The 26,931-nt window shown below is 50.6% G+C and carries 26 protein-coding genes; 18 read left to right on the forward strand and 8 right to left on the reverse strand.

The genetic code is table 11. From position 1 onward, the window contains the following. Nucleotides 1-32 precede the first annotated feature (32 nt). The gene (gene uvrA / locus KXJ70_RS18995) at nucleotides 33-2,891 is read right to left on the reverse strand and encodes an excinuclease ABC subunit UvrA (protein WP_219045119.1); all 2,859 of its coding nucleotides are present in this window, start codon (nucleotides 2,889-2,891) and stop codon (nucleotides 33-35) included. A gap of 147 nt (nucleotides 2,892-3,038) precedes the next feature. Here uvrA and KXJ70_RS19000 point away from each other — a divergent pair, with 147 nt between their 5' ends. The 5 genes from KXJ70_RS19000 (at nucleotide 3,039) to KXJ70_RS19020 (ending at nucleotide 7,779) form a co-directional block, all read left to right on the forward strand. Beyond that, the gene (locus tag KXJ70_RS19000) at nucleotides 3,039-4,406 is read left to right on the forward strand and encodes an MFS transporter (protein ID WP_255558586.1); all 1,368 of its coding nucleotides are present in this window, start codon (nucleotides 3,039-3,041) and stop codon (nucleotides 4,404-4,406) included. A 74-nt stretch (nucleotides 4,407-4,480) separates the two neighbouring features. Further along, nucleotides 4,481-4,987, forward strand: coding sequence for a single-stranded DNA-binding protein (gene ssb, locus KXJ70_RS19005; protein WP_219045120.1), 507 nt, complete (start codon nucleotides 4,481-4,483; stop codon nucleotides 4,985-4,987). A 208-nt stretch (nucleotides 4,988-5,195) separates the two neighbouring features. Next, on the forward strand, nucleotides 5,196-6,053 hold the full coding sequence (locus KXJ70_RS19010; RefSeq protein WP_219045121.1) for a sugar nucleotide-binding protein: 858 nt from the start codon (nucleotides 5,196-5,198) through the stop codon (nucleotides 6,051-6,053). Then, entirely contained in the window at nucleotides 6,050-6,577 is a 528-nt protein-coding gene (moaB, locus tag KXJ70_RS19015) for a molybdenum cofactor biosynthesis protein B (protein WP_219045122.1), read from the forward strand. The genes KXJ70_RS19010 and moaB overlap by 4 nt, the downstream gene beginning before the upstream one ends. Before the next feature lie 2 nt (nucleotides 6,578-6,579). Continuing rightward, complete coding sequence (locus KXJ70_RS19020; protein ID WP_219045123.1) at nucleotides 6,580-7,779, forward strand: molybdopterin molybdotransferase MoeA; 1,200 nt, start codon at nucleotides 6,580-6,582, stop codon at nucleotides 7,777-7,779. 51 nt (nucleotides 7,780-7,830) lie between these two features. Here the strand turns inward: KXJ70_RS19020 and fabB are convergent, their stop codons facing one another. Next, complete coding sequence (fabB, locus tag KXJ70_RS19025; protein WP_219045124.1) at nucleotides 7,831-9,054, reverse strand: beta-ketoacyl-ACP synthase I; 1,224 nt, start codon at nucleotides 9,052-9,054, stop codon at nucleotides 7,831-7,833. Nucleotides 9,055-9,110: 56 nt separating this feature from the next. Next, a complete protein-coding gene (fabA, locus tag KXJ70_RS19030) occupies nucleotides 9,111-9,635 on the reverse strand; it encodes a bifunctional 3-hydroxydecanoyl-ACP dehydratase/trans-2-decenoyl-ACP isomerase (protein WP_219045125.1) in 525 nt (174 codons plus the stop codon). Nucleotides 9,636-9,864: 229 nt separating this feature from the next. Between fabA and galU the strand changes: the two genes are divergently transcribed. Together galU and KXJ70_RS19040 are read left to right on the forward strand one after the other, a co-directional pair. After that, a complete protein-coding gene (galU, locus tag KXJ70_RS19035) occupies nucleotides 9,865-10,701 on the forward strand; it encodes a UTP--glucose-1-phosphate uridylyltransferase GalU (protein ID WP_219045126.1) in 837 nt (278 codons plus the stop codon). Then, complete coding sequence (locus tag KXJ70_RS19040; protein WP_219045127.1) at nucleotides 10,698-12,047, forward strand: phosphohexomutase domain-containing protein; 1,350 nt, start codon at nucleotides 10,698-10,700, stop codon at nucleotides 12,045-12,047. Before galU ends, KXJ70_RS19040 begins: the two co-directional genes overlap by 4 nt. A 60-nt stretch (nucleotides 12,048-12,107) precedes the next feature. Here KXJ70_RS19040 and pgi read toward each other — a convergent pair whose 3' ends face one another. After that, nucleotides 12,108-13,757, reverse strand: coding sequence for a glucose-6-phosphate isomerase (pgi, locus tag KXJ70_RS19045; protein ID WP_219045128.1), 1,650 nt, complete (start codon nucleotides 13,755-13,757; stop codon nucleotides 12,108-12,110). A gap of 104 nt (nucleotides 13,758-13,861) precedes the next feature. Further along, on the reverse strand, nucleotides 13,862-14,821 hold the full coding sequence (locus KXJ70_RS19050) for a polyprenyl synthetase family protein (RefSeq protein ID WP_219045129.1): 960 nt from the start codon (nucleotides 14,819-14,821) through the stop codon (nucleotides 13,862-13,864). Between the two features lie 265 nt (nucleotides 14,822-15,086). On the opposite strand from KXJ70_RS19050, the gene rplU reads away from it, so the two are divergent. The 4 genes from rplU to proB all read left to right on the forward strand — a co-directional run bounded on the left by rplU (nucleotide 15,087) and on the right by proB (nucleotide 18,119). Next, on the forward strand, nucleotides 15,087-15,398 hold the full coding sequence (gene rplU / locus KXJ70_RS19055; RefSeq protein WP_123183200.1) for a 50S ribosomal protein L21: 312 nt from the start codon (nucleotides 15,087-15,089) through the stop codon (nucleotides 15,396-15,398). A gap of 17 nt (nucleotides 15,399-15,415) precedes the next feature. Then, nucleotides 15,416-15,673: a 50S ribosomal protein L27 gene (rpmA, locus tag KXJ70_RS19060; RefSeq protein ID WP_103684220.1), complete on the forward strand. Its 258-nt coding sequence runs from the start codon at nucleotides 15,416-15,418 to the stop codon at nucleotides 15,671-15,673. A gap of 97 nt (nucleotides 15,674-15,770) precedes the next feature. After that, the gene (cgtA, locus tag KXJ70_RS19065) at nucleotides 15,771-16,976 is read left to right on the forward strand and encodes an Obg family GTPase CgtA (RefSeq protein ID WP_219045130.1); all 1,206 of its coding nucleotides are present in this window, start codon (nucleotides 15,771-15,773) and stop codon (nucleotides 16,974-16,976) included. A 12-nt stretch (nucleotides 16,977-16,988) separates the two neighbouring features. Beyond that, nucleotides 16,989-18,119, forward strand: a complete 1,131-nt coding sequence (proB, locus tag KXJ70_RS19070; RefSeq protein ID WP_219045131.1) for a glutamate 5-kinase — start codon at nucleotides 16,989-16,991, stop codon at nucleotides 18,117-18,119. 77 nt (nucleotides 18,120-18,196) lie between these two features. Here the strand turns inward: proB and rpsT are convergent, their stop codons facing one another. Beyond that, nucleotides 18,197-18,469, reverse strand: a complete 273-nt coding sequence (gene rpsT / locus KXJ70_RS19075) for a 30S ribosomal protein S20 (protein WP_219045132.1) — start codon at nucleotides 18,467-18,469, stop codon at nucleotides 18,197-18,199. A gap of 105 nt (nucleotides 18,470-18,574) precedes the next feature. After that, nucleotides 18,575-18,949: a diacylglycerol kinase gene (locus KXJ70_RS19080; protein WP_439655084.1), complete on the reverse strand. Its 375-nt coding sequence runs from the start codon at nucleotides 18,947-18,949 to the stop codon at nucleotides 18,575-18,577. Nucleotides 18,950-19,122: 173 nt separating this feature from the next. On the opposite strand from KXJ70_RS19080, the gene lpxL reads away from it, so the two are divergent. The 5 genes from lpxL to KXJ70_RS19105 are packed head-to-tail and all read left to right on the forward strand — an operon-like array spanning nucleotide 19,123 to nucleotide 23,865. After that, nucleotides 19,123-20,022, forward strand: coding sequence for an LpxL/LpxP family Kdo(2)-lipid IV(A) lauroyl/palmitoleoyl acyltransferase (gene lpxL, locus KXJ70_RS19085; protein WP_219045133.1), 900 nt, complete (start codon nucleotides 19,123-19,125; stop codon nucleotides 20,020-20,022). After that, nucleotides 20,019-20,951 (forward strand): mitochondrial fission ELM1 family protein, encoded by a 933-nt coding sequence (locus tag KXJ70_RS19090; RefSeq protein WP_219045134.1) that lies wholly within the window; start codon nucleotides 20,019-20,021, stop codon nucleotides 20,949-20,951. Before lpxL ends, KXJ70_RS19090 begins: the two co-directional genes overlap by 4 nt. Before the next feature lie 18 nt (nucleotides 20,952-20,969). Beyond that, nucleotides 20,970-22,127 (forward strand): glycosyltransferase family 4 protein, encoded by a 1,158-nt coding sequence (locus KXJ70_RS19095; RefSeq protein ID WP_255558588.1) that lies wholly within the window; start codon nucleotides 20,970-20,972, stop codon nucleotides 22,125-22,127. Continuing rightward, nucleotides 22,127-23,173, forward strand: a complete 1,047-nt coding sequence (locus tag KXJ70_RS19100; RefSeq protein WP_219045135.1) for a glycosyltransferase family protein — start codon at nucleotides 22,127-22,129, stop codon at nucleotides 23,171-23,173. Before KXJ70_RS19095 ends, KXJ70_RS19100 begins: the two co-directional genes overlap by 1 nt. Next, nucleotides 23,173-23,865: a YrbL family protein gene (locus tag KXJ70_RS19105; protein ID WP_219045136.1), complete on the forward strand. Its 693-nt coding sequence runs from the start codon at nucleotides 23,173-23,175 to the stop codon at nucleotides 23,863-23,865. The genes KXJ70_RS19100 and KXJ70_RS19105 overlap by 1 nt, the downstream gene beginning before the upstream one ends. Before the next feature lie 35 nt (nucleotides 23,866-23,900). Here the strand turns inward: KXJ70_RS19105 and KXJ70_RS19110 are convergent, their stop codons facing one another. Next, nucleotides 23,901-25,019, reverse strand: a complete 1,119-nt coding sequence (locus tag KXJ70_RS19110) for a glycosyltransferase family 4 protein (protein WP_255558589.1) — start codon at nucleotides 25,017-25,019, stop codon at nucleotides 23,901-23,903. Nucleotides 25,020-25,315: 296 nt separating this feature from the next. Here KXJ70_RS19110 and KXJ70_RS19115 point away from each other — a divergent pair, with 296 nt between their 5' ends. Together KXJ70_RS19115 and rfbB are read left to right on the forward strand one after the other, a co-directional pair. Beyond that, nucleotides 25,316-26,116: a glycosyltransferase family 25 protein gene (locus KXJ70_RS19115; protein WP_219045138.1), complete on the forward strand. Its 801-nt coding sequence runs from the start codon at nucleotides 25,316-25,318 to the stop codon at nucleotides 26,114-26,116. Nucleotides 26,117-26,171: 55 nt separating this feature from the next. Then, nucleotides 26,172-26,931: dTDP-glucose 4,6-dehydratase (gene rfbB, locus KXJ70_RS19120; protein WP_219045139.1), on the forward strand; the 760-nt coding region annotated here is incomplete at its 3' end.

The following is a 26,931-nucleotide window of genomic DNA, read 5'->3' on the forward strand; positions in this document are numbered from 1 at the left end:
CTTCATTTTTTGCGTAAAATTAACGCTGGGAATTAATTCCCGGCGGCGCCTTTTCTTTGCGCTGTCAGTTTCAGTACCTCAGCTAAGAAGTGGCCGGTGTATGATTGCGGCATTGCAGCGACATCCTCAGGTGTTCCCTCAGCGATGATCTGACCGCCACCACTACCGCCTTCTGGGCCGAGATCTACAATCCAATCTGCCGTTTTTATGACATCTAGATTATGTTCTATGACGACAACGGTATTGCCGTGATCACGTAAACGGTGCAATACGGTTAGCAATAACTGTATGTCTTCAAAGTGTAAACCCGTAGTTGGCTCATCGAGTATATAGAGCGTCTTACCTGTGTCTCGTTTGGATAGTTCTCGGGCTAGTTTTACGCGCTGTGCCTCGCCACCTGACAAGGTAGTTGCAGCTTGTCCTAAACGAATATAACTAAGACCAACATCCATTAAAGTTTGTAATTTCTTGCTGATGCTCGGGACATTTTCAAAAAAGTCATTGGCATCTTCTACCGTCATTTCCAAGACTTCATGGATGTTTTTGTTTTTATAGGTAATTTCAAGAGTTTCGCGATTATAGCGCTGACTTCGGCACACTTCGCAGGCTACGTAGATGTCGGGTAGGAAATGCATCTCTACCTTAGTAACACCATCACCTTGGCAGGCTTCACAGCGCCCGCCTTTGACATTGAAACTAAAGCGGCCGACTTTGTAGCCGCGTGAGCGGGCTTCTTGGGTACCTGCGAAAAGCTCCCTAATGGGAGTGAAAATGCCGGTGTAGGTCGCTGGATTGGAGCGCGGGGTCCGACCAATTGGACTCTGGTCGATGTCGATACATTTGTCGACTTGGTTTAAGCCGGTTATCGATTCGTGTGCAGCAGGTGTTAGTGTCGTAGCGCCATTTAGCTCTGTTGCTGCTACTGGGTATAGTGTGTGGTTGATCAGTGTGGATTTTCCCGAACCGGAAACACCAGTAATGCACGTCATTAATCCCAGTGGCAGCGTCAGGTCAACATTCTGTAAGTTGTTGCCGTTCGCGGCTTTAATTTGAAGTATCTTTTTCGGATTAAATGGATGTCGTTTTTCGGGTATGGCGATGGCCTTTTTACCCGACAGATACTGCCCGGTGAGTGATTCCGAATTGTTTAAGATATCTTCGATTTTGCCTTGAGCGATAACTCGGCCACCATGAACGCCGGCGCCGGGACCAATATCGATGATGTGGTCTGCAGTTCGAATTGCGTCTTCATCATGTTCAACCACGATGACCGTATTGCCGATATCGCGAAGATGTCTGAGGGTTTTCAGCAAGCGTTCGTTGTCGCGTTGATGGAGGCCAATAGATGGCTCATCAAGAATATACATGACGCCGACAAGGCCTGCACCAATTTGACTGGCAAGGCGAATTCGCTGTGCTTCGCCGCCAGACAATGTGTCAGCACTGCGGTCAAGTGTTAAGTAATTCAGTCCAACGTCGACTAAAAAGCGCAGGCGATCATTTATTTCTTTTAATATTTTTTCTGCAATTTGGGCGCGCCGCCCCTGCAGCGTCAGGGATGTAAAATATTCGCGCGCGGCGCCAACCGGCATTGCTGCAATTTCTGGAAGGGTATTGTCTAAAATGAAAACGTTGCGGGCTTCCTTTCTTAGACGCGTGCCAGAGCAGTCAGGGCACGGCTGAGTATTCAGGAATTTACTGAGCTCTTCGCGAACAGTTTGGGACTCGGTGTCTTTATAGCGCCGGTCCATATTTGGAATCACGCCCTCGAAGGGGTGTTTGCGCTGGAAGTTGTCGCCGCGCTCATTGATATAAGTGAAGCTGATTTCCTCGGCATCGCTGCCGAAGAGTATTTTCTTGCGGTGTTCGTCACTGAGAGATTCGAAGGGCGCATCGACATCGAAGCCATAGTGCTCAGCAAGTGACGTTAGCATATGAAAGTAGTAAACACTGCGGCGATCCCAGCCGCGAATTGCCCCAGTCGATAAGCTCGCCTCGGGGTGTTGAATAATCCGGCTTGCGTCAAAAAATTGCTTAACGCCAAGTCCGTCGCAGCTGCTGCAAGCGCCGAGCGGACTGTTGAAAGAAAATAGTCTAGGCTCTAGCTCAGCTAGGCTATAGCCACAATGTGGGCAGGCGAATTTAGAGGAAAACACTAACTCCGCTACGCTGTCGTTGTCCATGTCGGCAACGCGTGCAACGCCGTCGGTTAACTCTAGGGCGGTTTCAAACGATTCAGCTAGGCGCTGGCCGATGTCATCGCGAACTTTAAATCGGTCGACTACAACTTCAATAGAATGCTTTTTGTTTTTATCTAGGCTGGGCAGATCATCTAAATCAGTGACGATGCCGTTCACGCGTGCGCGGACAAAACCTTGGCTGCGCAATTTTTCAAAGGTATGTAAATGTTCACCTTTGCGATTTTGAATAACGGGTGCGAGCAGCATCATCTTGCTGCCCTCTGGCAAGGCCAGCACGGTATCAACCATTTGACTCACGGTTTGTGCGGACAGCGCGGTGTTGTGATCTGGGCAGCGTGGTTCGCCCGCGCGTGCAAATAGCAGGCGCAGATAGTCGTAAATTTCAGTGATGGTGCCGACTGTTGAGCGCGGGTTGTGGGAGGTAGATTTTTGCTCTATCGATATTGCTGGCGATAAACCTTCAATGTGGTCGACGTCAGGTTTTTCCATCATCGACAAAAATTGTCGCGCGTAGGTTGAAAGTGACTCCACGTAGCGGCGTTGGCCCTCGGCGTACAGCGTGTCAAAGGCGAGTGACGATTTACCTGAGCCAGATAAGCCTGTAATCACCACTAGTTTGTCGCGGGGAATGTCGAGGTCTATGTTTTTTAAATTGTGGGTGCGGGCACCGCGAACGATAATCCGATCCATAGTAATTCCCAGCCGGTAAACTCGACATTATACGGTGACGGTGGAGTCGGGCGCAAAATAAGCTACGCTTTTTTGATAGCGGTTTTTCATATGGGGTTTAGCTGTTAGAATCGGCGTTTATTTATTCTCGTATTTAGGATCCCTCCTTTGAGTCATCACACGATGAGCGCAGCCGAGCGTCGTTCAGTCGCTTCACTGGCGACATTGTATGCGTTTCGAATGCTCGGCTTGTTCATGCTTTTACCGGTCTTAAGTTTGTACGCGAGCGAGTACAATCACAGCACGCCGGTACTCGTAGGGTTGGCCTTAGGAATTTACGGCTTGGGGCAGGCGGCGCTGCAAGTGCCGCTCGGCATGCTGTCGGATCGAATCGGGCGCAAACCGGTTATTATTGCTGGGCTGCTTCTGTTTGCTGCGGGTGGAATCGTCGCTGCAAGTGCCGATAATATTGTCACCGTAATCTTTGGGCGCTTGCTGCAGGGTACTGGGGCAATTGCGAGCACGCTGACCGCATTGCTTGCCGACCTTACTCGCGAACAACATCGCACCAAAGCGATGGCGGCGATTGGTGGCAGTATTGGTGTTTCTTTTGCTGTGGCGATGGTGCTGGGGCCTCTTGTAGCCGCATCATTCGGCGTGTCTGGGCTATTTTTGCTCACTTCATTGCTGGCGGTGATTGGTGTCGTTATAACCTTGTGGCTGGTGCCGACACCAAATATTAGTAGTGGCTTAGATGCAGATAGCCAATCGCTAAGTGGCTTGCTTGGGCGCTGTTTGCGCGACAGTAATTTGATGCGCTTAAACCTCGGAATTTTCACATTGCACGCGGTGCTGATGGCTATATTTGTGGCGGTGCCGAGCTTGCTTGAAGATAAGGGCTTGGCGCGCAGCGATCATTGGAAAATGTATTTGCCGGTGATGGTGTTAGCATTTATCGGCATGGTGCCGTTGATTATTTGCGCTGAAAAATATGGTCGCATGAAGCAGATATTTTTGTCTGCGATTTCTGCAATCATGCTCGTGTTGTTTGCAGCGACATGGCTAGCCAAAGATTATTGGTATTTGGTATTGATGATTACCATCTTCTTTGTCGCATTTAATTTGCTTGAAGCCTCATTACCTTCCTTAGTTAGTAAAACGGTTTATCCAGGTGGAAAGGGTACGGCAATGGGAGTCTACTCGACATTCCAGTTTTTTGGCGCTTTTTGCGGTGGCGCCCTCGGTGGCGGACTGTTTGGGCGCTGGGGCGTGACGGCATTATTTGTTGGCGCGGCAATACTCGCTGGGGTTTGGTTGTTTGTCGCTTGGGGTATGACGGTTCCGGCTAAATCTGAGAATGTGGTTTTATATTGGCAGTTCGGCGCATGGGATTCCGCCACGCTACGTCAAGAGCTTCTTCTTTTGCCGGGTGCGGTTGATATCACCATACTTGAAAGTGAGCAGCTAGCCTATTTACGGGTTGGCTTGGAGTTCGACCCGGCTTCTTTGCCTGAGGGAATACGCCTCAGCAGCTAATAGCGCTAGAATCCGGTATAGTTAATTTTTGCGACGGCAGTAGTCGCGGTGATAGAAATAATAGGAGGTGGCGCATGGCGCGTGGAGTGAATAAAGTAATTCTGGTGGGGAATCTGGGCCAGGATCCTGAAACCCGTTATATGCCATCTGGCGGCGCGGTTACTAATGTGACAGTGGCAACGAGCGAGACATGGAAAGACAAGCAAAGCGGTCAGCCACAAGAGCGCACAGAGTGGCACCGGGTCGTGTTTTTTAACCGCCTCGCAGAGATTGCCGGTGAGTATTTAAAGAAAGGCTCTAAGATTTATCTTGAGGGCTCTTTGCGTACTCGTAAGTGGCAGAACAAAGAGGGTGTTGACCAATACACCACTGAAATTGTGGCGGCAGAAATGCAAATGCTCGATAGTCGCGGCGGTGCCGGTGGTGACAACAACTACAGCGATGGTGGTTATTCGTCACAAGCGCCGGCACAGGCATCACCTGCACCGCGTCGCGCGCCTCCGCCGCAGAGTCAGGCGCCAGCGCAAAGCGCTCCGCCAGCAGGTGGCTTTGATGATTTTGATGATGATATCCCGTTCTAGACAGCGCTTATTTTTTCGATGCCATTGCGATAATCACGCAGCGAAACGCCCTATTAAAGATAGGGCGTTTTTGTTGGGACTTAATGCTCGGTAGGCCGCTAATACCTTGCAGACCGCTGGGGCTTTGAGTAATGTTGTTTGCAATTAAATGTTTAAGGTATGCGTGTCACTCTCGCTACCGTCCCTCTAACAACATGTGAATGTTTCTGTGAATGTAGTTTTAATTTCCAGCCCTAGCGCCTTGAGTGACGCGATTTGCAGCCAGCTAGGTTCGCGGGGGCGCCCCTTCGCGCAGGTTTCAGTCGACGACTTGCAGGCATTTGATACCGCGTTGCTGCGAAATTCAATAGTCATTGATAGCGATGCGCTGGTGTCTTTTCAGCTTAGCGATGGTGTGGCCGAAGCAGATCATGCTCGCTTGCTAGATGCGCGCAGAAAAGTACTTCAATCCTGTCTGGCAATGGATGTTCCCTACGTGTTTCTCAGTGATGGCAGAGTTTTTGATGGCTTTTCTGAGCGGAAACATGAATACGTCGAGAGCGATCAGAAAAATGCGGGCAGTGTTGTGGGGAGACAGTTAGCTGAGTATGAGAGTTTAGTTGCCGACGTCGCAGGGCAAGGCTTGGTTTTAAGGACCGGGCCATTAATTGCGGCGCAAGAAGGTAATTTTCTGGGCGATTGTTTGGTCACGATGCGTGGCGGTAGCGTTTTGACCTTGAATGATTCTGTGACGAGCTGCCCGACCCCGGTATCAGATCTGGCGCGAGTAGTATCTGGCATTGTCGACCAATTAAGTTGTGGCGCCTCATGTCGTGGTGTCTATCATTACAATAGCAGCGGTTCAGCTAGCGCTTATGAGTTTGCCGAAGTGGTCTGTGCATTTGCTTCTCAGTTTGTCGCGCCGGTCGCCGATATTGCCGCAGACGATGAGGGTATCACCTGGCAGCCTGATGCACCGGTATTGTCTTGCGATCAAATTTTGCAGGACTTTGGCATTAAGCAATTGCCGTGGCGGGCTTATCTTCCCCGGATGGTGAGAGCAATTTGTGAGGAGGTCACCAAATGAGTAGTGACAACGGTTTTGTAGCACTGGCGGTGGCTGTTCTTACCGTATCTGACACGCGTAATGAAGATAGCGACACGTCCGGCCGATTTTTAGTTGACGCTCTGACAGCGGCAGGTCATGAGCTGGCCGCTAAGCAAATAGTCAAAGACGATATTTATCAAATTCGCGCGGTGATGTCAGATTGGATATACCGCTCTGATATACAGGCGGTATTGGTAACTGGCGGCACTGGTTTTTCTGGCCGGGACTCTACCCCTGAGGCGGTATCGGTTTTATTCGATAAGCAAATTGACGGTTTTGGTGAAGTTTTCCGCGCGCTGTCTTTACAAGAGATCGGCTCTTCTACTATTCAGTCGCGGGCGTTGGCAGGTTTGGCGAATAACACGGTCATTTTTTGTGTTCCCGGATCTACCGGTGCGTGTAAGACCGCCTGGCAAGGCCTTATTAATGAGCAGCTTGATAGCCGGCACCGTCCCTGCAACTTTGTTGGGGTGATAAAAACTCGTCGCGATTCAGGGGCTTGATTGTGGGGTTGCGCTCGGTCGACGACACTTTGCACCATCTTTTGGCGGATGCACAGAAATGGTGCTCTGAGGATCGGGTTTTGGCCCAATGCTTGGGCGCAGTGTTAGCAGACGATGTGTATGCAGAAAGCAATGTTCCGCCAGCTGATAATAGTGCCATGGATGGCTATGCGCTGCGCCATGTCGATCTGATTCTAGGCGAGCCATTACCGCTAAGTCAGCGAATCCCTGCTGGGGCGATTGGTGAACCATTAAAGCTGGGTACTGCGGCGAGAATTTTTACTGGTGCGTTTATTCCGGCTGGCGCCGATACCGTGATTGCGCAGGAGGACTGCGAGCAAGTTGATGGCTTTGTAACAGTGAGTGCCGCGGCTAGCAAAGGTCAGCATATTCGCCCCTGTGGACAAGACATTACCTCAGGGCAGTTGTTGTTAAAAGCTGGCCATCGACTTCAGCCCGCGGACTTAGGTTTGCTGGCTTCACTGGGTGTGTCTCAGCTCCGGGTTAGCTCGACGATCCGAGTCGCGTTAATGTCCACCGGTGACGAATTGTGTGAACCGGGTGAGTCACTAGCGCCAGGGCAAATCTATAACTCTAATCGACCGATGCTGGCGGCAATGATTCGCGCTTTAGGTTGTGAGCTTGTGGATCTGGGTATTGTTGCTGACGATCCCACTACTACTAGGGCCGCGTTGATTAAGGCCCGCGATAGTGCAGACGTGGTGATAAGTAGCGGCGGTGTGTCCGTAGGCGAAGAGGATCATGTCAAGGCACAGGTTGAAGCGTTGGGCTCGCTGCAGCTTTGGAAACTGGCAATAAAACCCGGTAAACCGCTGGCATATGGCCGCTTGGCGAATGTGCCATTTTTTGGCCTGCCTGGAAATCCCGTCTCTAGCTTTGTGACATTTTGCCTGCTAGTCAGGCCGTATTTATTGGCGATGCAGGGTTTGACCGAGGCTACTGCGCCGCAATGGCCTGCGCAGGCCAATTTTGACTGGCCTAAGGCGGGCAGCCGTCAAGAGTATCTTCGCGCTAGAGTGACACCCGGTGATAATGGTCTTCAGGTCGATATTCATCCGCAGCAGAGTTCCGGCGCGTTAACGTCAGTGTCATGGTGCAATGCTTTAGCGGTGATTCCGATTGGTTGTACCTTGCAGCGAGGTGATCGCGTCGAGGTGATTTTTCTGCGGGATTTAACGTAGCTGTATTAGTGGGCCTGCAGTGAAATGGTTTCACCGCAGGCCTTCATAATGTTAAGCAGTATAGCGCTTAAACACTAAGCTGGCGTTTGTGCCGCCAAAGCCAAAGCTATTGGACATAACGGTATTTAGCGTCACGTTTTCTTGCTTTTTCAGCACGATCGGTACGCCTGCCGCTTCGTCGTCCAGGGTTTCGATGTTGGCAGACGCGGCAATAAAGTTATGTTTCATCATAAGTAATGAGAAGATCGCTTCCTGAACGCCGGTTGCGCCTAGGGAATGACCTGCCAGCGACTTGGTTGAACCAATCGCAGGAATCTTTTTGCCTTCATAAGCTTGTTTTACCGCTTTTAGTTCCTGCATGTCTCCGGCAGGCGTTGAAGTGCCGTGCGAGTTGATATAGTCAACGTCACTATCTACTGTCATTAACGCTTGGTGCATACAGCGCGCTGCGCCTTCGCCGCTCGGTGCGACCATGTCATAGCCGTCAGACGTTGCGCCATAACCAACTAGCTCTCCGTAAATTTTCGCACCGCGTGCTTTGGCGTGCTCGAGCTCTTCAAGTACGACCATGCCTGCGCCACCCGCAATAACAAAGCCGTCGCGGTTTGCATCATAGGGGCGTGAAGCGCTTTCGGGGGTGTCGTTGTACTTAGTGGACAATGCGCCCATCGCGTCGAACAGGCAGCTCAGTGACCAATGTTCTTCTTCGCCACCGCCAGCAAATATGATGTCTTGCTTGCCTAGCTGAATAAGCTCCATCGCGTTGCCAATGCAGTGTGCACTGGTGGCGCAGGCGGATGAAATTGAGTAGTTCACACCTTTAATTTTGAATGGTGTTGCTAGGCAGGCCGACACGGTGCTGCCCATGGTTTGCGTGACACGATAGGGCCCAATGCGCTTTACGCCGCGCTCGCGCAGCGTGTCGGCAGAGTCAATCAAATTCTCTGATGAGGCGCCGCCGGAGCCAGCGATAATGCCGGTGCGAACATTGCTGACGTCGTGCTCTTCCAGGCCTGAATCGGCGATGGCTTCCTGCATTGAAAGGTAGGCATAGGCCGCAGCATCACCCATAAACCGGAATTGCTTGCGGTCGATAAGAGATTTCAGATCCAGATTTTTGATGGAGCCAGAAACGTGGCTGCGAAAGCCCATTTCTTTATAGGTTTCGTTGAACGCAATACCTGACTTGCCTTCCTGTAGTGAGCTCAATACTTCGGCTAGATTGTTACCGATGCTCGAAACAATCCCCATGCCAGTGACGACAACACGTTTCATCGAATACCTCGTCTTATATCGTGTGATGAATTTGTTAAATTAAAAGTTTATGAATACTACTCGAAGCTTGCGTCGTCTTTAAACAAGCCGACGCGCAGGTCTTTTGCGGTGTATATCACTTTACCGTCAACAGCAACTTCGCCATCGGCAATGCCGAGGACCAGTTTTCGCTCGATCAAGCGTTTGTAGTTAAGGGTGTAGGTGACCAGCTTGGCGTCCGGCAGAATTTGTCCGGTGAATTTAACTTCACCAGCACCTAGTGCGCGGCCTTTACCACTATTGCCACGCCAGCCTAAGTAGAAGCCAACCAGCTGCCACATGGCGTCAAGTCCAAGGCAGCCAGGCATAACAGGGTCGCCGACAAAGTGACAGTCGAAAAACCATAAATCCGGATTTATATCTAGCTCGGCGACCAGCACACCCTTGCCGTAGGTGCCGCCCTCGGTACTAATGTTTGTGATACGATCCACCATCAACATATTGTTGACGGGGAGCTTTGGGTTGCCGGGGCCAAAAAGCGTGCCGTTCCCGCAGTCGATGAGTTCTTGTTTGGTAAAGCTATTTTGATGAATTAAAGACATGAGGCAAAATTATCAGCTTGAAAATGTTGCGGCCATCTTAGCACGAAGGATTTCGATGGCACATAAAAATGTCAACATTGGCGCGAACATTGCTGTCATACCCCTGTCATGATTAGTCAGTAAAAGAGCGGTTCTTGCTAAGTAAAGGCGCTACATGGAAAATAGCGGCCAGTTTACATGCAGTTAAAAGGAGCCGGCCCAATGTCCGGAAGGTGTTAAAGGAAATATTATGATTAGAAAATGTCTGTTCCCCGTTGCAGGTTATGGTACGCGCTTTCTGCCTGCTACCAAATCGATGCCTAAAGAAATGTTGCCCATAGTGAATAAGCCTTTGGTGCAATATGGCGTTGAAGAGGCCATTGAGGCGGGCCTGAAAGAAATTGCCTTGGTTACTGGTCGCGGCAAGCGCGCCATTGCAGACCACTTCGATATTAGCTATGAGCTAGAAAATCAGATCGCAGGTACCAGTAAAGAGCGTTACCTGGATTGCATTCGCAATGTGCTTGAAAAAGGCACGTTTATGATGACGCGTCAGCGTCAGATGAAGGGCTTGGGGCACGCGATTTTGACGGGTGAGTGCCTGATCGGTGACGAAGCTTTTGGTGTAATCTTGTCTGATGACTTATGTCTTAATCATGACGACGAAGGCGTCATGGCGCAGATGGTAAAGCTCTACAACCAATTTCGCTGCAGCATCGTTGCTATTCAAGAAGTACCGATGGAAGACATTGAGAAATACGGTGTTATCGCTGGCGAAGAAATGGGCGACGGTTTGTATCGTGTCAGCACAATGGTTGAAAAGCCTAAGCCAGAGGACGCCCCAACCAATATGGCGGTCATTGGCCGTTATATCCTTACACCTGATATTTTCGATATTTTGCGCAATACTCCGCCGGGTAAAAATGGTGAAGTGCAGTTGACGGATGCGTTGATGACGCAGGCGCAAAACGGTTGTGTCTTGGCATATAAATTCCGCGGCAAGCGTTTCGACTGCGGCAGCGTGCCTGGTTTCATCGAGGCAACTAACTATGTTTATGAAAATATTTATGCCGAGGGTTCCGCGTGAGTAGTAGCGAAATAACGTGTTTTAAAGCGTATGACGTCCGCGGTCGTATTCCTGATCAGTTAAATGAAGATATCGCCTATCGCATAGGCCGCGCTTTTGCTGAAGTTATCCAGCCAAAGAAGGTCGTGGTGGGGCATGATATTCGTCTTAGCAGCGAGGCAATTAAGGCAGCGCTGACAAATGGTTTGCTGGATGCTGGTGTCGATGTCTATGACATCGGTTTATGTGGCACCGAAGAAATTTATTTTGCGACGGCGCATGCCGGTATGGATGGCGGTATTGCGGTTACCGCTAGCCATAACCCTAAAGACTACAACGGCATGAAGTTTGTGCGTGAAGAGTCTAAGCCAATCAGCGGCGACACCGGCCTGTTTGATATTAAAAAGCTCGCTGAGAAAAATGAATTCGCTACCCCAGAAAAACGCGGTACATTACAGCCTTTAGATACGTCAGCAGCTTATGTCGAGCATTTGCTTGGCTATGTGGATGTCGCTTCCTTAAAGCCTTTAAAAGTTGTAGTGAACGCAGGTAATGGTGGTGCTGGACGTGTTGTGGATTTATTGGAAAAGCATCTGCCCTTCGAATTTATTCGTGTGCATCACGAGGCTGATGGCAACTTCCCGAATGGTGTGCCAAACCCGCTATTGGTGGAAAATCGCCAGCCAAGTATTGATGCGATTAAAGCGCATGGCGCTGATTTAGGCGTTGCGTGGGATGGCGATTTTGATCGCTGTTTCTTCTTTGACGAGACCGGTGACTTTATAGAAGGCTATTACGTTGTTGGCTTGTTGGCTGAAGCGTTTTTGCTGAAAAATCCGGGTGCGAATATTGTTCATGATCCGCGTTTAACCTGGAATACCATCGCCATTGTCGAAGAGGCAGGCGGCAAAGCGGTGCAGTGTAAAACGGGTCACGCTTTTATCAAAGAGCGTATGCGCATTGAGAATGCCGTCTACGGTGGCGAGATGAGTGCGCATCATTATTTCCGTGATTTTGCTTATTGCGACAGCGGAATGATTCCGTGGTTGCTGGTGACTCAATTGATGTCGGTGAAGTCGGCGAGCTTGTCTTCGCTGGTTGAGGAGCGCGTTGCGCTATTCCCCTGCAGTGGTGAAATCAATCGCGAAGTTGAGGATGCAAAAGCGGTTATTGCACTGATCGAAGAGAAATATAAACCCAGTGCGGCGGCGGTGGATTTCACTGACGGCTTGAGTATGAGTTTTGAGGGCTGGCGCTTTAATGTTCGGATGTCTAACACTGAGCCTGTTGTGCGTTTGAATGTGGAAAGTGATGGTGATTTTGCGTTGATGGAGGCTAAGACTGTTGAGCTGTTAGCTATGTTGTAATACGGGTATTCTATAGATATAAAAAAAGCGCCTAATGGCGCTTTTTTTATATCTGTATTTTTATGTTTTTTGCGCTTCTTGATATCGCGCTATTAGTTGTGTGGTTGAGCTATCCAAGGAGCTGACGTCGTCCCCTGACAGTGCACCCATTAGGGTCTGGCTTATTTGCTTGCCGAGTTCCACTCCCCACTGATCAAAGGGGTTAATGCCCCAAACAAAGCTGGCGGTGAACAAACGGTACTCATATAGCGCAATTAAGGCGCCCAGCGCGCGCGCGTCCAGCTGTCGCATTAATATGGTGGTGCTTGGGCGATTGCCTAACATGGCCTTGTGCTGTGCTAATTGTCCTGCTTCGTCAGATGGCATTCCTTCGTCAATTAGGGTTTGTTGAATTTCCGTCGCGCTCTGGCCTTTCATCAGAACTAGGCTTTGACTGAAACAGTTGGCAATAAGATTTTGATGCTGTTCGCCAACAGGGTTGTAAGTGCGAAGGCTGGCAATAAAGTCGCAGGGAATGGTGTCGCTACCCTGGTGCAGCAGCTGGTGAAACGAGTGCTGACCATTGGTACCCTCGGTTCCCCAAATGACACCGCCTGTGCCGTACTTAAGTACCTCACCATCTCGACTTACTGATTTGCCTGCACTTTCCATAAATAATTGCTGGAGATAAATTGGCAATAATTTTAGATGGTGCTCATAGGGTAATACGGCTTGTGAGCTGATGCCCCATGCGTTGCGATACCAAACATCCAGGAGGCCGAGAATAACAGGAACGTTATCTTCTAGTGGCGTGTGTTCAACGTGAAGGTCTATTGCATGGCCGCCTTGCAACATGGTGCGGAAATTATCCATGCCGAAGCACAGTGCCACTGCTAAGCCGAAGCTTGACCAAAGGGAGAAGCGGCCGCCTACCCATTCCGGGGTGCAAAGTATCAGCTCTTCTTTGATACCGAAGTTTTTGGCGGCGCTAGGTTTTGAGGTTACGGCGACAAAGTGCTGGTCGACATTTTTGCAATTCAGTGTGGAGGATAACCAGGCGCGGGCGGCATTGGCGTTGCTGCGTGTTTCTTGGGTGCCAAAGGATTTGGATGCCACAATAAACAGGGTGGTTTCCGCGGGTACTGTTGCTAAAATTTCGGTGATGACGCTCGGGTCTATATTGGCGGCAAAATGGGCCTTGAGAATACCGTCGCCTTGATTTGCAAGGGCGTCGCATATTAATCGGGGCCCGAAGTCAGAGCCGCCGATGCCGATATTGACCACGTCGGTGAATGCCTTGCCGGTGGTGCCAGTTAGTTCGCCGCTGTGCACGGCGGCGACGAGTTTCGCCATGCTGCTATACATTGCATCAGTAGCGTGGTCGCTGCTTTTGCCGTCGACCGCCCAGCGGCGCAAGCTGGGGTAGTTTGTTGCCCGATCCTCGGTGTTGTTGAGATGGGCTCCGGCTCTTAGGGCGGCGAATTGCTCTGGTACACTGGTGTCCCGCGCCAAGGTGCAGAGCGCGGCAAGGATGTCTTTGTCGATATGTTGCTTTGAGTAATCAACAAATAAGGGCCCAACGTCGGCACTATAACGCGCTGCGCGGTCGGCATCTTCATTGAAGCGTTGACTTAACGAGGTTGTGATGCTGTTTTGAGCAATGTTTTGTAGGGTTGATCTGATCTCGGCGTCGTAGCGCGATCTGGCTCCGTGTTGTGGCGTGGTGCTCACAGCATTTCCTTTTAAATATCCGTTTAGTGGGGCCGGCCTCTCCATACCGGCAAAGCCCTTGAATTGTAGCGGCTTCGGGCATGAATTGTAATCCGTTGAGGCTTTTAGCTGCGTCTTGAAAGGGCGATAGTGGTGAGTTTTTCCAGCGCGCGGCGATAGGGTGAGTCGTTAATCGGCGCTAGTGCTGCTAATGCGGCTTCGGTATAGCGTTCTGCAGCCGCCCGGCAGTAAGCAAGTGCGCCACAGGAGGTGACGGCTTCGACGATCTCGTCGAGTTGTTCCGCAGTCTTATTGCTAATGGCATTGTGAACCAGCGCTTGCTGCTGTTCGTTGCCATGTTGCAACACATAAATTAGCGGCAGGGTGGGTTTGCCCTCGGCGAGGTCGTCGCCGATATTTTTGCCAGTTTCTTCCGGGTCGCCTTCATAGTCGAGAATGTCGTCGATGAGCTGGAAGGCGATGCCGAGATTTAAGCCGTAATCATAAAGTGCGCTTTGATGCTGGTCTGTTTGGCTGATGATTGCAGCGCCACCGCAGGCAGCCCCAAATAGCACGGCGGTTTTGCAGCGAATAACCTCAAAGTAGGTTGCTTCGCTGGTGTCTGCATTGCCTGCGCGACTAAGCTGTAAGACTTCGCCCTCGGCGACGGTGTTAGTTGTGCCGGAAAGCAAGCCCATCAGCGGTAGGTTGCCGATCTCAACCAGAATCTGAAAAGCACGTGAGTACAGAAAGTCACCGACCAGGACGCTGGGGGCGTTGCCCCAGTTGGCATTGGCGGTGGGTCGTCCGCGACGCAGGGCAGAGATGTCGACAACGTCATCGTGCAGAAGGGTGGCGGTGTGAATAAACTCAATGACCGCCGCTAAATGTATGTGTCGCTGTTCAATATTGCCAATGGCGCCAGCGCAGAGCAGGGTGAGCAAGGGGCGCAGCCGCTTTCCTCCCGCATCGACGATATAGTGGCCGATGTTTTCTACGAGGGGCACGTTGGAGTGCAGTTGTTCGATGATAAATTCGTTGACCGCGGCAAATTCGCTGTCAACGATCTGGCGGATCTGTTGCATGGTTACGACGATACGTCTGGCGGAGTCGGTTGGCATCGTATGAGCGCAGCTGCGAGCTGTCAAGGTTTCTACATTAAAGGGTTTTAGGGGTGTTGTTTATTTTTGCGATACTGCGTACAATTCGCGCCCCTGAAAGCAAAACCGTGCGGCCCCTTAATGGTTAAGTGGTGGTGACGGTGCCTGGACTTGTCCCGGCGTGATGCACTTAGTGTAAAGCGCTCGGCCGAAACAAATTATTGCAAGCAGGCTCTTGGAGATTATGCCCATGTACGCAGTTATTGAAAGTGGTGGTAAGCAACACCGTGTGATTGAGGGTGAGACCCTCAAGCTAGAAAAAATTGAAGTTGCCACTGGCGAAAGCGTAACCTTCGACAAAGTGTTGATGGTTAAGGCCGGTGAAGAATTGAAGATTGGCGCACCTTACGTTGAAGGTGGCAAAGTGACTGCGGAAGTTATTTCGCAAGGTCGTCACGCCAAGGTGAAAATTGTTAAGTTTCGCCGTCGGAAGCACAGCATGAAACAAGCTGGTCACCGTCAGTGGTTCACCGAAGTGAAAATCACTGGTATCAGTGCTTAAGGAATTAGGAGAGACTCATGGCTCACAAGAAAGCTGGTGGTAGTACTCGTAACGGACGCGACTCGCAGAGTAAGCGTCTAGGTGTAAAACGTTTTGGTGGTCAAACTGTTAGCGCGGGCAGCATTATTGTTCGTCAGCGCGGCACTCGCTTTCACGCTGGTGAAAACGTAGGTTGCGGCACCGACCACACTTTGTTTGCAAAGGCAGACGGCGTGGTGAAGTTTGAAGTTAAAGGTCCAAAGAGTCGCAAGTATATTAGTATTGTTGCGGCCTAAGCCCTCTTCGTGACGTTTAAAGCCTCGTCTGTTGACGGGGCTTTTTTGTTTCTGTAGATAGGTTTTAAGCATATTCCTTTTGTAGGTTGGCATAGTCATGAAGTTTGTTGATGAGGCGGTAATCAGGGTTGAGGCGGGGCGAGGTGGCAATGGCTGCATGAGCTTTCGTCGCGAGAAATTTATCCCCTGGGGTGGTCCAGATGGCGGTGATGGTGGCGATGGTGGCAGCGTCATTTTGCGCGCTGAGGCGTCAATGAACACCTTGGTTGATTTTCGTTTTGTTAAAGCATACAACGCCAGGGTTGGAGAGCCGGGTCGCGGCGCTAATTGTCGCGGTAAAAGTGCAGAAGATTTAATTTTGAATGTGCCGGTGGGTACTACTGTTGTCGATGAGGACACCCAAGAGGTGCTCGGCGACTTAGTGGCGGCTGGCGATCTTTTGAAGGTTGTTCAGGGTGGTTTTCACGGCTTGGGTAATACGCGGTTTAAGTCGAGTACTAACCGGTCGCCGAGGCAGTTTACCCGCGGCAGTGATGGTGAAATCCGAAACCTGCGTTTAGAGCTTAAAGTTTTGGCTGATGTTGGCCTGCTGGGTATGCCAAACGCGGGCAAATCCACCTTTATTCGCGCCGTGTCGGCGGCCAAGCCCAAGGTGGCGGACTATCCGTTTACGACCTTGGTGCCCAATTTGGGCGTGGTGCGGGTGCAGCAGCATCGCAGTTTTGTTTTGGCCGATATTCCGGGCTTGGTTGAAGGGGCGTCAGATGGCGCTGGGCTTGGCATTAGGTTTCTTAAGCACTTAACCCGCACTCGTTTGCTTTTGCACTTGGTGGATATGGCGCCCTATGATGGTGTTACGCCGCAGGAGTCGGTTGCGATTATCTCTAAGGAGTTGTCGCGCTTTAGTCCGACCCTGGCCGGGCGCGAGCGCTGGTTGGTATTGAATAAGCTCGATATGCTGCCGGATGATGAGCGCGATGCGCGCTGCCAAGAAGTGGTTGATGCGCTGGGTTGGACTGGGCCGGTTTATCGCGTGTCAGCCTTGACGGGCGAGAATACTAAGGCGCTGTGTCAGGATGTATTGCAGTTTGTCGAAGAGCAGGCTGAATTGCTGGCTACCGACACTGAGGCTGCCGAGCGTGAGCGAGATATACAGGATGCCATGCAGGCTGAGGCGCGCGAGCGTATTCAGGCGCTGGCGGATCAACGTCGCTCAGAGCGCCGTGCCGCTGGTGATGACGAAGACTATGATGACGACGATGAAGATGATGATCACGATGTTGAAGTTATCTATCGTCCTTGAGGTGCTGTGATCTTGTCTGAGAATAGGCGGGCGCTAAAAACGTGTAAGCGTGTGGTGGTCAAAATTGGCTCGGCACTGCTTACCAATGATGGTCGCGGTCTTTATGCCGAAGGCCTCGACGCTTGGGTTTCGCAGTTGGCGGCGCTCAGGGCGTCGGGTCGTGAAGTGGTTTTGGTTTCGTCGGGTGCTGTTGCCGAGGGTATGACGCGTTTGGGTTGGCGTGAGCGCCCCGATAATTTGCATAAATTGCAGGCTGCGGCGGCTGTTGGGCAGATGGGTTTGGTGCACGCCTACGAAACGCGATTTCGTACTCACGGTTTGCAAACTGCACAAATCTTGCTGGGACATGATGATATTTCCGCGCGTGATCGTTATTTGAATGCGCGCAGTACCTTGCTCACCTTGCTGGATTTAGGTGTCGTGCCGGTTGTTAATGAAAACGATACGGTTGTCACCGACGAGATTCGCTTTGGTGACAACGATACCCTGGCTGCACTCGTTGCGAATTTAATTGACGCCGATACCTTGGTTATATTGACGGATCAGCGCGGCTTGTTCGAGGAGGATCCCCGCTCAAATCCGAATGCGAAGTTAATCTCTGAGGCTTCAGTAGAAGATCGCTCGCTAGATGTAATGGTGGGTGGTGCAGCTGGTATGCTGGGCCGTGGTGGAATGCTAACCAAGCTGCGCGCGGCACGTTTGGCATCCCGTTCTGGGGCGAATACCGTTATCGTGGGCGGTCGCGAAGATCGGGTGTTGGATCGTATTTTTGAGGCGGAAGACTTAGGTACATTATTGTTATCAAAAGAGCCACCGATTACCGCGCGTAAAAAATGGCTGGCGGGGCAGTTGCAGTTACGGGGTTCGGTGCAGATTGATGATGGTGCTGTACGCGTATTGCGCCAGCAGGGGCGCAGCTTATTACCCGTGGGGGTAGTGGCGGTTACTGGGCAATTTTCTCGTGGCGACCTTGTTAAGTGTGTTGATGGTCAGGGGAATGAGGTGGCGCGCGGATTGGTAAACTACTGTGCTGATGATGCGCGACGCTTAGCTGGTAAGTCGAGTGGCAAGATTGTTGAGTTGCTCGGCTTTGTTGGCGAGCCCGAGTTGATTCACCGCGATAATCTGGTGGTGAGTGGCTGATTGGTCAATGTGTAAATAACATGCAATAAAAAACCCGCTCAAGGCGGGTTTTTTATTGGCAAAACAAAAGCAGTTAATTACGCAGCAGCGCCCATTGCTTTAATTTTGCTGTTCAAGCGGCTCTTGTGACGAGCTGCTTTGTTTTTGTGAAGAATGCCTTTATCGGCCATGCGGTCGATAACGGAAACTGCAGATACGTACGCAGTCTTTGCCGCTTCTTGGTCGCCAGAAGCGATAGCAGCCAGTACTTTCTTCAGGTATGTACGTACCATTGAGCGCAGGCTGGCGTTATGCGTACGACTTTTTTCCGCCTGGCGTGCGCGTTTTTTAGCTTGTGGAGAATTCGCCACCCTTATAACTCCTTGAAACCTAGTGCTGAAAATTTAGGCCGGGAATTATTCGCGTTTGGCGAGCCATTGTCAAGCCCTGCTACTGCTATGTGGCTAATTATTTGTTTATAAAAACCGCTCGGCGGCGATCATTCCCCAGCAGCTTATGCAAAGTAACAGGCTCAGCATGACGGCAGCGGAGCCAATGTCCTTTGCTTGGCCTGACAGGGGATGGTGATCGGTACCAATGCGGTCGACCACCGCTTCAATCGCGGAGTTGATAAGCTCAACGATAACGACAATTACCACGGTGGCAATTAAAATCGAGCGCTGGCTGGCGTTAGTGCCTAGCCACAGCGCGGCAGGCAGCATGATGAGCGCGAGCGTGCTTTCCTGTCGAAAGGCTTCTTCGTGGCGCCAGGCTGCTCGCAAGCCCTTGAGTGAATATTTCGATGCGTCCAAAATACGGGCGGGGCCGGTGCGGCCTGGTTTATTCATCATAATGGTTTGTAAGTCTCCGCGTTGGCTGCGAATGATCAGGGCTATTCTTCTGGTCGGTGGGAGAATACTCGGCTAACTGCCGTTGGCAAACAGTGTACAATGCGGCACTTTGCGCCGTGTAATATTAAGCGCGGGAACCGCATTGAAATGTAGCAATAGTGTAATGCAATCAGATGACAATTGAGAGACAGTTGCTTTATCCACGACACTGGCCGGTTTGGCTTGGTATCGCCATGCTGTGGCTGCTTGCCCACTTACCGCGGCGCCTTAGCTATGCGTTAGGCGCGGGAATTGGCAATGTATTCTATTATTTTGCGAAAAGACGTCGTCATATTTGTGAAGTAAATTTGCAGCTTTGCTTTCCTGAGTTGAGCGAGGCGGAATACCGCTTATTAGTCAAAAAGACCATGCGCAATCAGGGTGTGGGGCTAATGGAGACACTGCGGGTGTGGTTTATTCCGACAGAAAAACTTGGCGTTGAGTTTGAGTTGCTTGGTAAAGAACATCTCGAAGTGCCAGAAGGTGGAAGCGGGATTATTATCATTGCTACCCATTTCACCACCTTGGATGTTTGCGGCACCTTAGTTGGTAGACAGTATCCATCGGATTCGTTTTACCGCAAGCACAAGAACCCAGTGTTTGAATATATTTTGAGCCGATCCCGCGGTCGCTATGGTGAACCTATTCACCGGCGCGATATAAAGCGCGCGCTCAAGCGACTGCGCGAGGGGCGGCGACTATATTATTTGCCCGATCAGGATTACGGCCGTAAATCCGCCGAATTTGTGCCGTTTTTTGGTATTCCTACGGCCACCACCATTGGTACCAGCACCTTGGCTAAAGGCGGGCGGGCGAGGGTGGTTTACGCTAAGCAGCAGCGGCTTGATAGTGGGCGTCGTTATCGCGTTGAAATGATTCCTATGGAAAATTTTCCCAGTGGCGATCCGGCAGCAGATGCGCGGGCAATTAATGCAATGCTTGAAGAACATATTCGCATGGTGCCTGAGCAATACATGTGGGTGCATCGTCGTTTCAAAACCCGACCAGTGGGCGAGGCTGGATTTTACGAATGAGCGTTCGTCGCATATGGCTTATAACCGATGGTCGGCTGGGGCATCTCAACCAATTGCGCGGCTTGCTTGCGCGGGTGCAAGAAAAAGCCGAACTTGAGGTGCATTGGTTTGATTTGACATCGAAGTCCTTTCGCTTTGTCTGGCGCAAGGGCCTGTTGGCTCAGTTTGATGCGGAAATCAAACCGGATTGGGTGCTTGCCGCCGGCAGTAAAACCCATATCCCGATGTTGTGGTGTAAGTGGGTTTTGGGCGCTAAGGCATTTCTATTGATGCGCCCCTCGCTGCCCCTAGGTTTGTTTGATGCTGTGTGTATGCCCTACCACGATTCACCGCCTAAGCGAGATTTAGTGCTGGGCACCTATGGTGTGATCAACCATATTGTTCCGTGTTATGAGGGTCGAAATAAAAGTCAGGGGCTCATGCTGTTGGGCGGAATAAATACCCATTATCAATGGGATAATGTGGGTATTATTAAACAGCTTCGGAGTATTGCTGAAGCGGCGCCAGGCGTGGAGTGGCTGGTGTCTGATTCGCCGCGAACGCCGCCCTATCTATTGGATGAGTTGGCGGCGTTGTCCTTGGCAAATATCAACATTTTGCCCTATTCCGACACTGGGCCGGGTTGGTTGCCGAACATATTACAAGGCGTCGGACAGGTCTGGGTGAGCTGTGACAGTGTCTCAATGGTGTATGAAAGTGTCAGCTCGGGTGCGCCGACGGGATTGCTTGAACTGTTGCCGCTGCGAGATTCTCGGGTTGTGAAAAGTATGACCCAGCTCGCTAGCAGTGGCTTGGCTACTGCGTTCAGTGCGGCAGATTTGGCGGGGCCATTGCCGCCAGCTGTTCGCCCTCTTTGGGAGGCCGACAGGGTTGCAGATTGGTGGCTACAGATTGATCGTGGCGGTGAAGACAATGACCGCGTTAATTGATTACTTTTTGGATTGTGCATGTCCGACGCAGAGAGCATGAAAATCAGCGAGACTAAACCGCTTAAAATAGTGCAGGTTTTACCCGCTTTAAATTCAGGCGGCGTGGAGCGTGGCACGGTCGAGCTTGCGCGCGAGCTGGTGCGCGGTGGTCACACATCGGTCGTCATTTCGTTTGGCGGCCGTATGGTCGATGGTCTAGTCGCTGACGGTAGTGAGCACATTACGTTTCCGGTGCATCGCAAATCGCTGTGGTCATTGCTGCAAGTTCGACCCATGCGAAGATTGCTCGAATTATTAAATGCGGATGTCGTTCACGTGCGCTCGCGGGCGCCGGCATGGATTGTTTGGTTGGCGTGGCGAAAAATGGATCCGGCAACTCGGCCGCGTTTGGTGAGCACCTTTCACGGCATGTATTCCGTCAATTTTTACAGCGCGGTCATGGCGCGGGCTGAGCATCTCATTGCCATATCTGACTGCGTAAAAAAATATATTATTCGCAACTATAAAGCGGAAGAAAGCCGTATTACTCTTATTCCCCGTGGGTTAGATCCCGCTGCCTTTAATCACGATGCGTGCACGCCTGCTTGGAAAAAAGAACTATTTGAGCAATACCCGCAATTGCAGGATAAACATATTATTTTAATGCCAGGACGCTTAACGCGTTGGAAGGGCCAGGAAGCATTTTTGGAAATGATGTCACGTTTGGTGCGACTCCGTCAGGATTGCCACGGTGTTGTGGTGGGCGATGCTGAGCCCGGTAAGCAGCATTACTTCGATGAATTACTCGCCATGCGGTCGTCGTTGAATTTAGATAACGCGGTGACCTTTGTCGGTCATCGCAGCGATATTGCGCAGTTCTATGGCTTGGCGTCAGTGACCTGTCATATGTCTAACAAGGAAGAACCTTTTGGCCGCACCGTGCCGGAATCCTTGGCAAGTGGCACGCCGGTGGTTGCTTACGATCGCGGTGGAGCTAGCGAATCACTGAGCGCAGGTTTTCCGCAAGGATTGGTTACGCCCGATGATGTGGTTAGTTTTGCGGCTAGGGTAGATGATTTAATTGATGCCGACGCAGAGATTAAACTCCCGGAAAACTATTATTTAAGTAGTCAGTTGGCGGCTACGCTAGGTGTATATCAGCGTTTATTAAAAAAGCGTTGGGGCGAGGTTCGATAATGAAAATACTTCATGTGGATTATGAGCGCTTGCGCAGCTATGGTTCTAATCGGAGTAGCTGGGCCGAAAAAATGAAGTATGGCTTTATTCGCAATGAGCACTATGTGAGGAGTTTTTCCGATCGTGATGTCGCCGCGTTTGAGGCGCCGTTTGGTATCCGTGAGCTGGGTAAAAAGGCTGCAAATAAACGCTTTCTAGAGGTTGTTGAAAGTAATGATCCTGACTTGGTTGTTATTGGTCATAGCGATATTATTACCGTAGAGAGTCTTCGCTTAGTGCGTCAGCGTCGGCCTGAATGCGTGCTAATTCACTGTAATTGTGATCCCCTGTTTGTGCCTGATAATAGTAAGCGCATAGCGGCGTTTGCCGAGGTGGTGGATGCCGTTTTTGTGACTACCGGCCTAAGGGATTTAAAGCGTTTCGCCGGTCTGGGTGCGCGACTTTACTATATTCCGAATCCGGTAGAGCCAAGTATTGAAATTTTGGACAACTCTGTTAAGACAGATTCAGAATTACCCATTGATCTATTGTTTTGCAGTAATGCGACTAAGTTTACCAAGCGTTTAGAGGTGGTTAAGGGAATTAAAGACGCTGTTGATGGCGAGTTAAATTTCAAAACCTATGGCAGTTTTGGCGAGGCACCGGTGTGGGGGCGGGATTACGATCTCGCATTAGCCAAAACTAAAATGGCGCTTAATTTAAATCGTCAGGAAGGAGATCACTGGTATACCTCGGACCGGATGTCTCAGCTTGGCGGCAACGGCGTTTTGCAATTCGCTCATAGCAGCGGAAGCTTTGCTGATTATGTGCCGCCAGAAACCTTGGTGTATTTTGATGACCAGGCAGATTTAATTAGCAAAATACGTGAGTTTCATCACGATGACGCCAAGCGTCAAGATTGGGCTGCGCGCGCTCGCGAGTTTTTTCATGGAGAGTTAAATTCGTCGCTTTATTCGCGCTATATCATTGAGGCGACATTGGCACAGCCTTTTAGTCATGACTATGTTTGGGCGCGCAATATTAACCCAGACGGCAGTGATAAATAATGATTGCTCTGCATGATGTAAAGCCCTTCGCGGCAGGAGGAAACCGCTGGTGTTATGTTGATCCTGCTGATGTTGATCGCTGTATAAAAGTGCGACGCCCCGACTTTAGTATTGAGGAGCGGCGGCGCAGTAAAGGGTTTCCAAAGAATCTTAAGCCTCTCTCTAGCTTTGACGATAATCTAGACGAATTTCGGGTAATGCAGAGTTTGGAGCGGCACTACGATGGCGGCATTTTTGCGCATATTAGTCGCTGTTTCGGTTTTGTTGAAACAGATATGGGTAAGGGCTTGTGCTCGGAATTGATTAGAGATAGTAGCGGCGATATTTCGGTATCTCTTAAGCAGTATCTTTGGGAGAACGAGTATAGCGATGAGTGTCGGGCGGCGGTTGATGAGCTGTGCCGGCACTGGTTGCGATATCGGGTGCCGTCGCGGGATTTGATACTTCACAATCTTGTTGTGCAATGCGAGCAAGCTGAAGCAGGCGAAGTAAGAATTAAAAGATTGGTTGTTATTGACGGTGTGGGTAACGCAGGCATTATTCCCGGTCATCGTATGCCGGATTTTATGCAGTTACAGAAAGCAAAAAGAAAAGTGGCTAATATCCATGAGCGCATTGACGAGCTGCTCAGTGATAAGGCTCGAGGCAAGGGGCCGGGGATGCACGGCTTTTTATTCCATAGTGGGAAGTAATCATTCCCCGACTATTTTTATTTTAGAGCCTGGCCTTAGTTAGCGTAGTACAGTAGCTTTTCGGCTATGTGTTGCCATTGCAATTCAGTCTGGGCTCGGTGCTGCGCGTTCTGTCCCATCTCTTTTAGTTTTTGTGTATCACTGAGCATCTTGTTTACGGCGTGGTAAATATCGTCTTCGCTGTCACCGTCACACAATAATCCAGTTTGGCCGTCTATAACGGCATCTCCAGCGCCACCGGTGCGTCCAGCAAGGCTTGGCAGGCCGAGCATGGCGGCCTCAATATACACTATCCCGAAACCCTCAACGGAATCGCCTACGGCGCGGCAAGGCATAACAAAAAGGTCGGCTTTTTGCAGCAGGGCAGATCGCTCGCCGTCGCTGACTCGACCGCAGAACTTGATATGGCTACTCACGCCCAGCTCTTCTGCGCGTGCCACTAAGCCGTCTAGTAGGGGGCCTGTTCCGGCAATCAAGTAGACAAGTTGTGGATGGTCCTTTAGCAGTTTGGGGAGGATTTCAATGATCTTGTCTTGGCCCTTACGCGCTTCTATGCGGCCTACTGTTAGTAGTGCGGGAGAGTGCTTGCCAAGCCAGTTTTGCACCGTTGTCCGGTCGGCTTCCGATGCTTGTGTTGGCGGTGTAACCCCAGGATGAAGAATTTGTACCTTTTCTAGTATGGGTGCGTATGGTTTTACTCGTTGGGCGGTAAATTGCGAATTGGCAAGGATGATATCTGCTCGCGATAAGGTTTTAAAAATACGTTTGTGCTTTTGTTTTACCTGCTCCGGAAACTCCATACCGTGGGCTATGCAAATACAGTAGGCATGACCCAACTTTTTGGGTTGGAGTAGCTCCAGGCTTTTCCAGCTATCGCAAATTAAAATAGCCTGCGTGGTTTTTTTAAGCTGCAATACTACGGATTTAGCTTTGCGACGGCGGCGTAAAAATTTGGGGCCACTTAGTCGCTCTACGGGAAAGGGCAAGCTATTGTCAAAATCAGCTTGACCGTCAACAGTCGGGGCATCGCAGATAACTTGCACCTTGTTGCCGAGCTCGTGCAGTGCAAGGGCGAGTTCGTGCATATAGTTTTGTATACCGCCAGCGCTAGGGGGGTAATTTTGCGTGCTTATGATTATATTGTTGACGGGCATTGCGTGAGAATCCGGTGTGGGTGCTGGCGTATGTGGCAACGTCGCTATGTTGGCTTTGCTTGCGGTGCTGCGTTCTGCTCTGCTTTCAATGTTACAATGGCCGCTAAATAAGAGTCGATCCTAGGTCTACGTGACGCGCGGCTAAAGTGCTGAGTGAATATAAACGGCACTTTGTGCTGTTACAAGGTGATGCCAGTATTCCATGTGCATTTCAAGGTGGCAAAAGCGCGTGAATCCTGCGTCATCGGGATGACCTTTTGGGTAGCGGCGACCTTGGAGAATGTTTAGAGGGTTTCATGCCAAAAAAATGTGTTTGTTGGGTGATAAGCCTTAAGCCAGAGGCGGAGAACACCCAAAAGCTGATTGCCGACCTAATGAGCCAAGGGGTCGACGCTGAGGTGTTCCCAGCTATTGATGGTCGCCTCGGCACGCCATCTTTAGAGGGTGGCGAGCGTATACTCGGTAATTTGGCGATGGTGCGTCATGGTCGGCGCTTAACGGCAAGTGAATTGGGCTGTTATTTGTCCCATTTGCGTGCGGTTAAGAAGGCGTATGAAAATGATTATGAACACGTCTGCTTGATCGAAGATGATGTTGTGATTGAGCGGTACTTTGGTGATGTATATCGCTCGGTTCTTGGTCGTGGTCTCGATATGGTCCGGTTAATGTCGCTACGGATTCGTAAGCGGACGGTAATCGAACCCCTTGTCGGTGAGCATAATTTAGTTCGACCAGAGCGCGGTGGACTGGGAACGCAGGCCTACGTGTTGAACCGTGTTGGTATGAAAAAGTTTATTGATTATGCCCAGCATATATACGAACCAGTTGATAAAGTATTCGACCACTTTTTTTTGTTTGACTTAAATGTGTATGCAGTTGAGCCACACGTTGCCTTTGAATTGGTTCATGAAACCAGTGTGGTTAAATCCTTGTCGGTAAATATTGAGAAGCCGCTTCTTTGGCAGCGGCTGGTATTTCACCCGGTAAAACTGTGGTTTAGTTTGCGCAGACATTTTTATCGTTTTAGTCATTGGCGTGATTTTCGTAATGCGTCCCTGCCAAAGTATAAAGTAGGTAATACTGAGCGGGCACGTTAGTGTTGACGAGTAGGCAGAGTCGCCTTTTTAGAGGCGATATTATTCAGGTTCTAATATGAAATGTTTAGTTACCGGCGGCGCCGGCTTTATCGGCAGTGCCGTTGTTCGCCATATTTTGGCCGACACTGACGCCTCGGTCATCAACGTCGACGCGCTGACCTATGCGGGCAATCTGGAATCTATTCCCAATGCGGAAGCGTCAGCGCGTTACGCATTTGCGCAGGTGGATATTTGCGATTTCGCCGCCCTGAGTGCGGTGTTTGCCGAGCACCAGCCTGATCTTGTGATGCATCTGGCGGCAGAGAGCCATGTTGACCGCTCAATCGATGGCCCAGGCGCCTTTATCCAAACCAACGTCGTCGGTACCTACAATCTGCTGGAAGCGGCCCGCGTATACTGGCAAGGGCTTGATGGCGGCAAAAAAGCCACTTTTCGTTTCCATCATATCTCCACCGATGAGGTTTATGGCGATCTTCACGGTACCGACGATCTCTTCACCGAAACCACCTCGTATGAACCGAGTTCACCCTATTCCGCGAGCAAGGCGGGATCTGATCATTTAGTTCGGGCATGGGGGCGCACCTTCGGTTTACCCGTTGTGGTTACCAATTGCTCAAACAACTACGGCCCCTATCACTTTCCGGAAAAGCTCGTTCCCCACATTATTTTGAATGCATTGCACGGCAAGCCGTTGCCAGTGTATGGCGACGGTAGTCAGATTCGTGATTGGCTGTATGTCGAAGACCATGCTCGTGCACTGTTTAAAGTGGTTACCGAAGGTAAGTTGGGTGAGACCTATAACATTGGCGGCCACA

This window comes from Zhongshania aquimaris (assembly GCF_019312595.1).
Classification (GTDB): domain Bacteria; phylum Pseudomonadota; class Gammaproteobacteria; order Pseudomonadales; family Spongiibacteraceae; genus Spongiibacter; species Spongiibacter aquimaris.

Coding starts and splice junctions, on each gene's coding strand:
- uvrA (WP_219045119.1), bottom strand. CDS start 2,891: ATGGATCGGATTATCGTTCGCGGTGCCCGCACCCACAATTTAAAAAAC.
- ssb (WP_219045120.1), top strand. CDS start 4,481: ATGGCGCGTGGAGTGAATAAAGTAATTCTGGTGGGGAATCTGGGCCAG.
- moaB (WP_219045122.1), top strand. CDS start 6,050: ATGAGTAGTGACAACGGTTTTGTAGCACTGGCGGTGGCTGTTCTTACC.
- fabB (WP_219045124.1), bottom strand. CDS start 9,054: ATGAAACGTGTTGTCGTCACTGGCATGGGGATTGTTTCGAGCATCGGT.
- fabA (WP_219045125.1), bottom strand. CDS start 9,635: ATGTCTTTAATTCATCAAAATAGCTTTACCAAACAAGAACTCATCGAC.
- galU (WP_219045126.1), top strand. CDS start 9,865: ATGATTAGAAAATGTCTGTTCCCCGTTGCAGGTTATGGTACGCGCTTT.
- KXJ70_RS19050 (WP_219045129.1), bottom strand. CDS start 14,821: ATGCAACAGATCCGCCAGATCGTTGACAGCGAATTTGCCGCGGTCAAC.
- rplU (WP_123183200.1), top strand. CDS start 15,087: ATGTACGCAGTTATTGAAAGTGGTGGTAAGCAACACCGTGTGATTGAG.
- rpmA (WP_103684220.1), top strand. CDS start 15,416: ATGGCTCACAAGAAAGCTGGTGGTAGTACTCGTAACGGACGCGACTCG.
- cgtA (WP_219045130.1), top strand. CDS start 15,771: ATGAAGTTTGTTGATGAGGCGGTAATCAGGGTTGAGGCGGGGCGAGGT.
- KXJ70_RS19080 (WP_439655084.1), bottom strand. CDS start 18,949: ATGATGAATAAACCAGGCCGCACCGGCCCCGCCCGTATTTTGGACGCA.
- lpxL (WP_219045133.1), top strand. CDS start 19,123: ATGACAATTGAGAGACAGTTGCTTTATCCACGACACTGGCCGGTTTGG.
- KXJ70_RS19090 (WP_219045134.1), top strand. CDS start 20,019: ATGAGCGTTCGTCGCATATGGCTTATAACCGATGGTCGGCTGGGGCAT.
- KXJ70_RS19095 (WP_255558588.1), top strand. CDS start 20,970: ATGTCCGACGCAGAGAGCATGAAAATCAGCGAGACTAAACCGCTTAAA.
- KXJ70_RS19100 (WP_219045135.1), top strand. CDS start 22,127: ATGAAAATACTTCATGTGGATTATGAGCGCTTGCGCAGCTATGGTTCT.
- KXJ70_RS19105 (WP_219045136.1), top strand. CDS start 23,173: ATGATTGCTCTGCATGATGTAAAGCCCTTCGCGGCAGGAGGAAACCGC.
- KXJ70_RS19110 (WP_255558589.1), bottom strand. CDS start 25,019: ATGCCCGTCAACAATATAATCATAAGCACGCAAAATTACCCCCCTAGC.
- KXJ70_RS19115 (WP_219045138.1), top strand. CDS start 25,316: ATGCCAAAAAAATGTGTTTGTTGGGTGATAAGCCTTAAGCCAGAGGCG.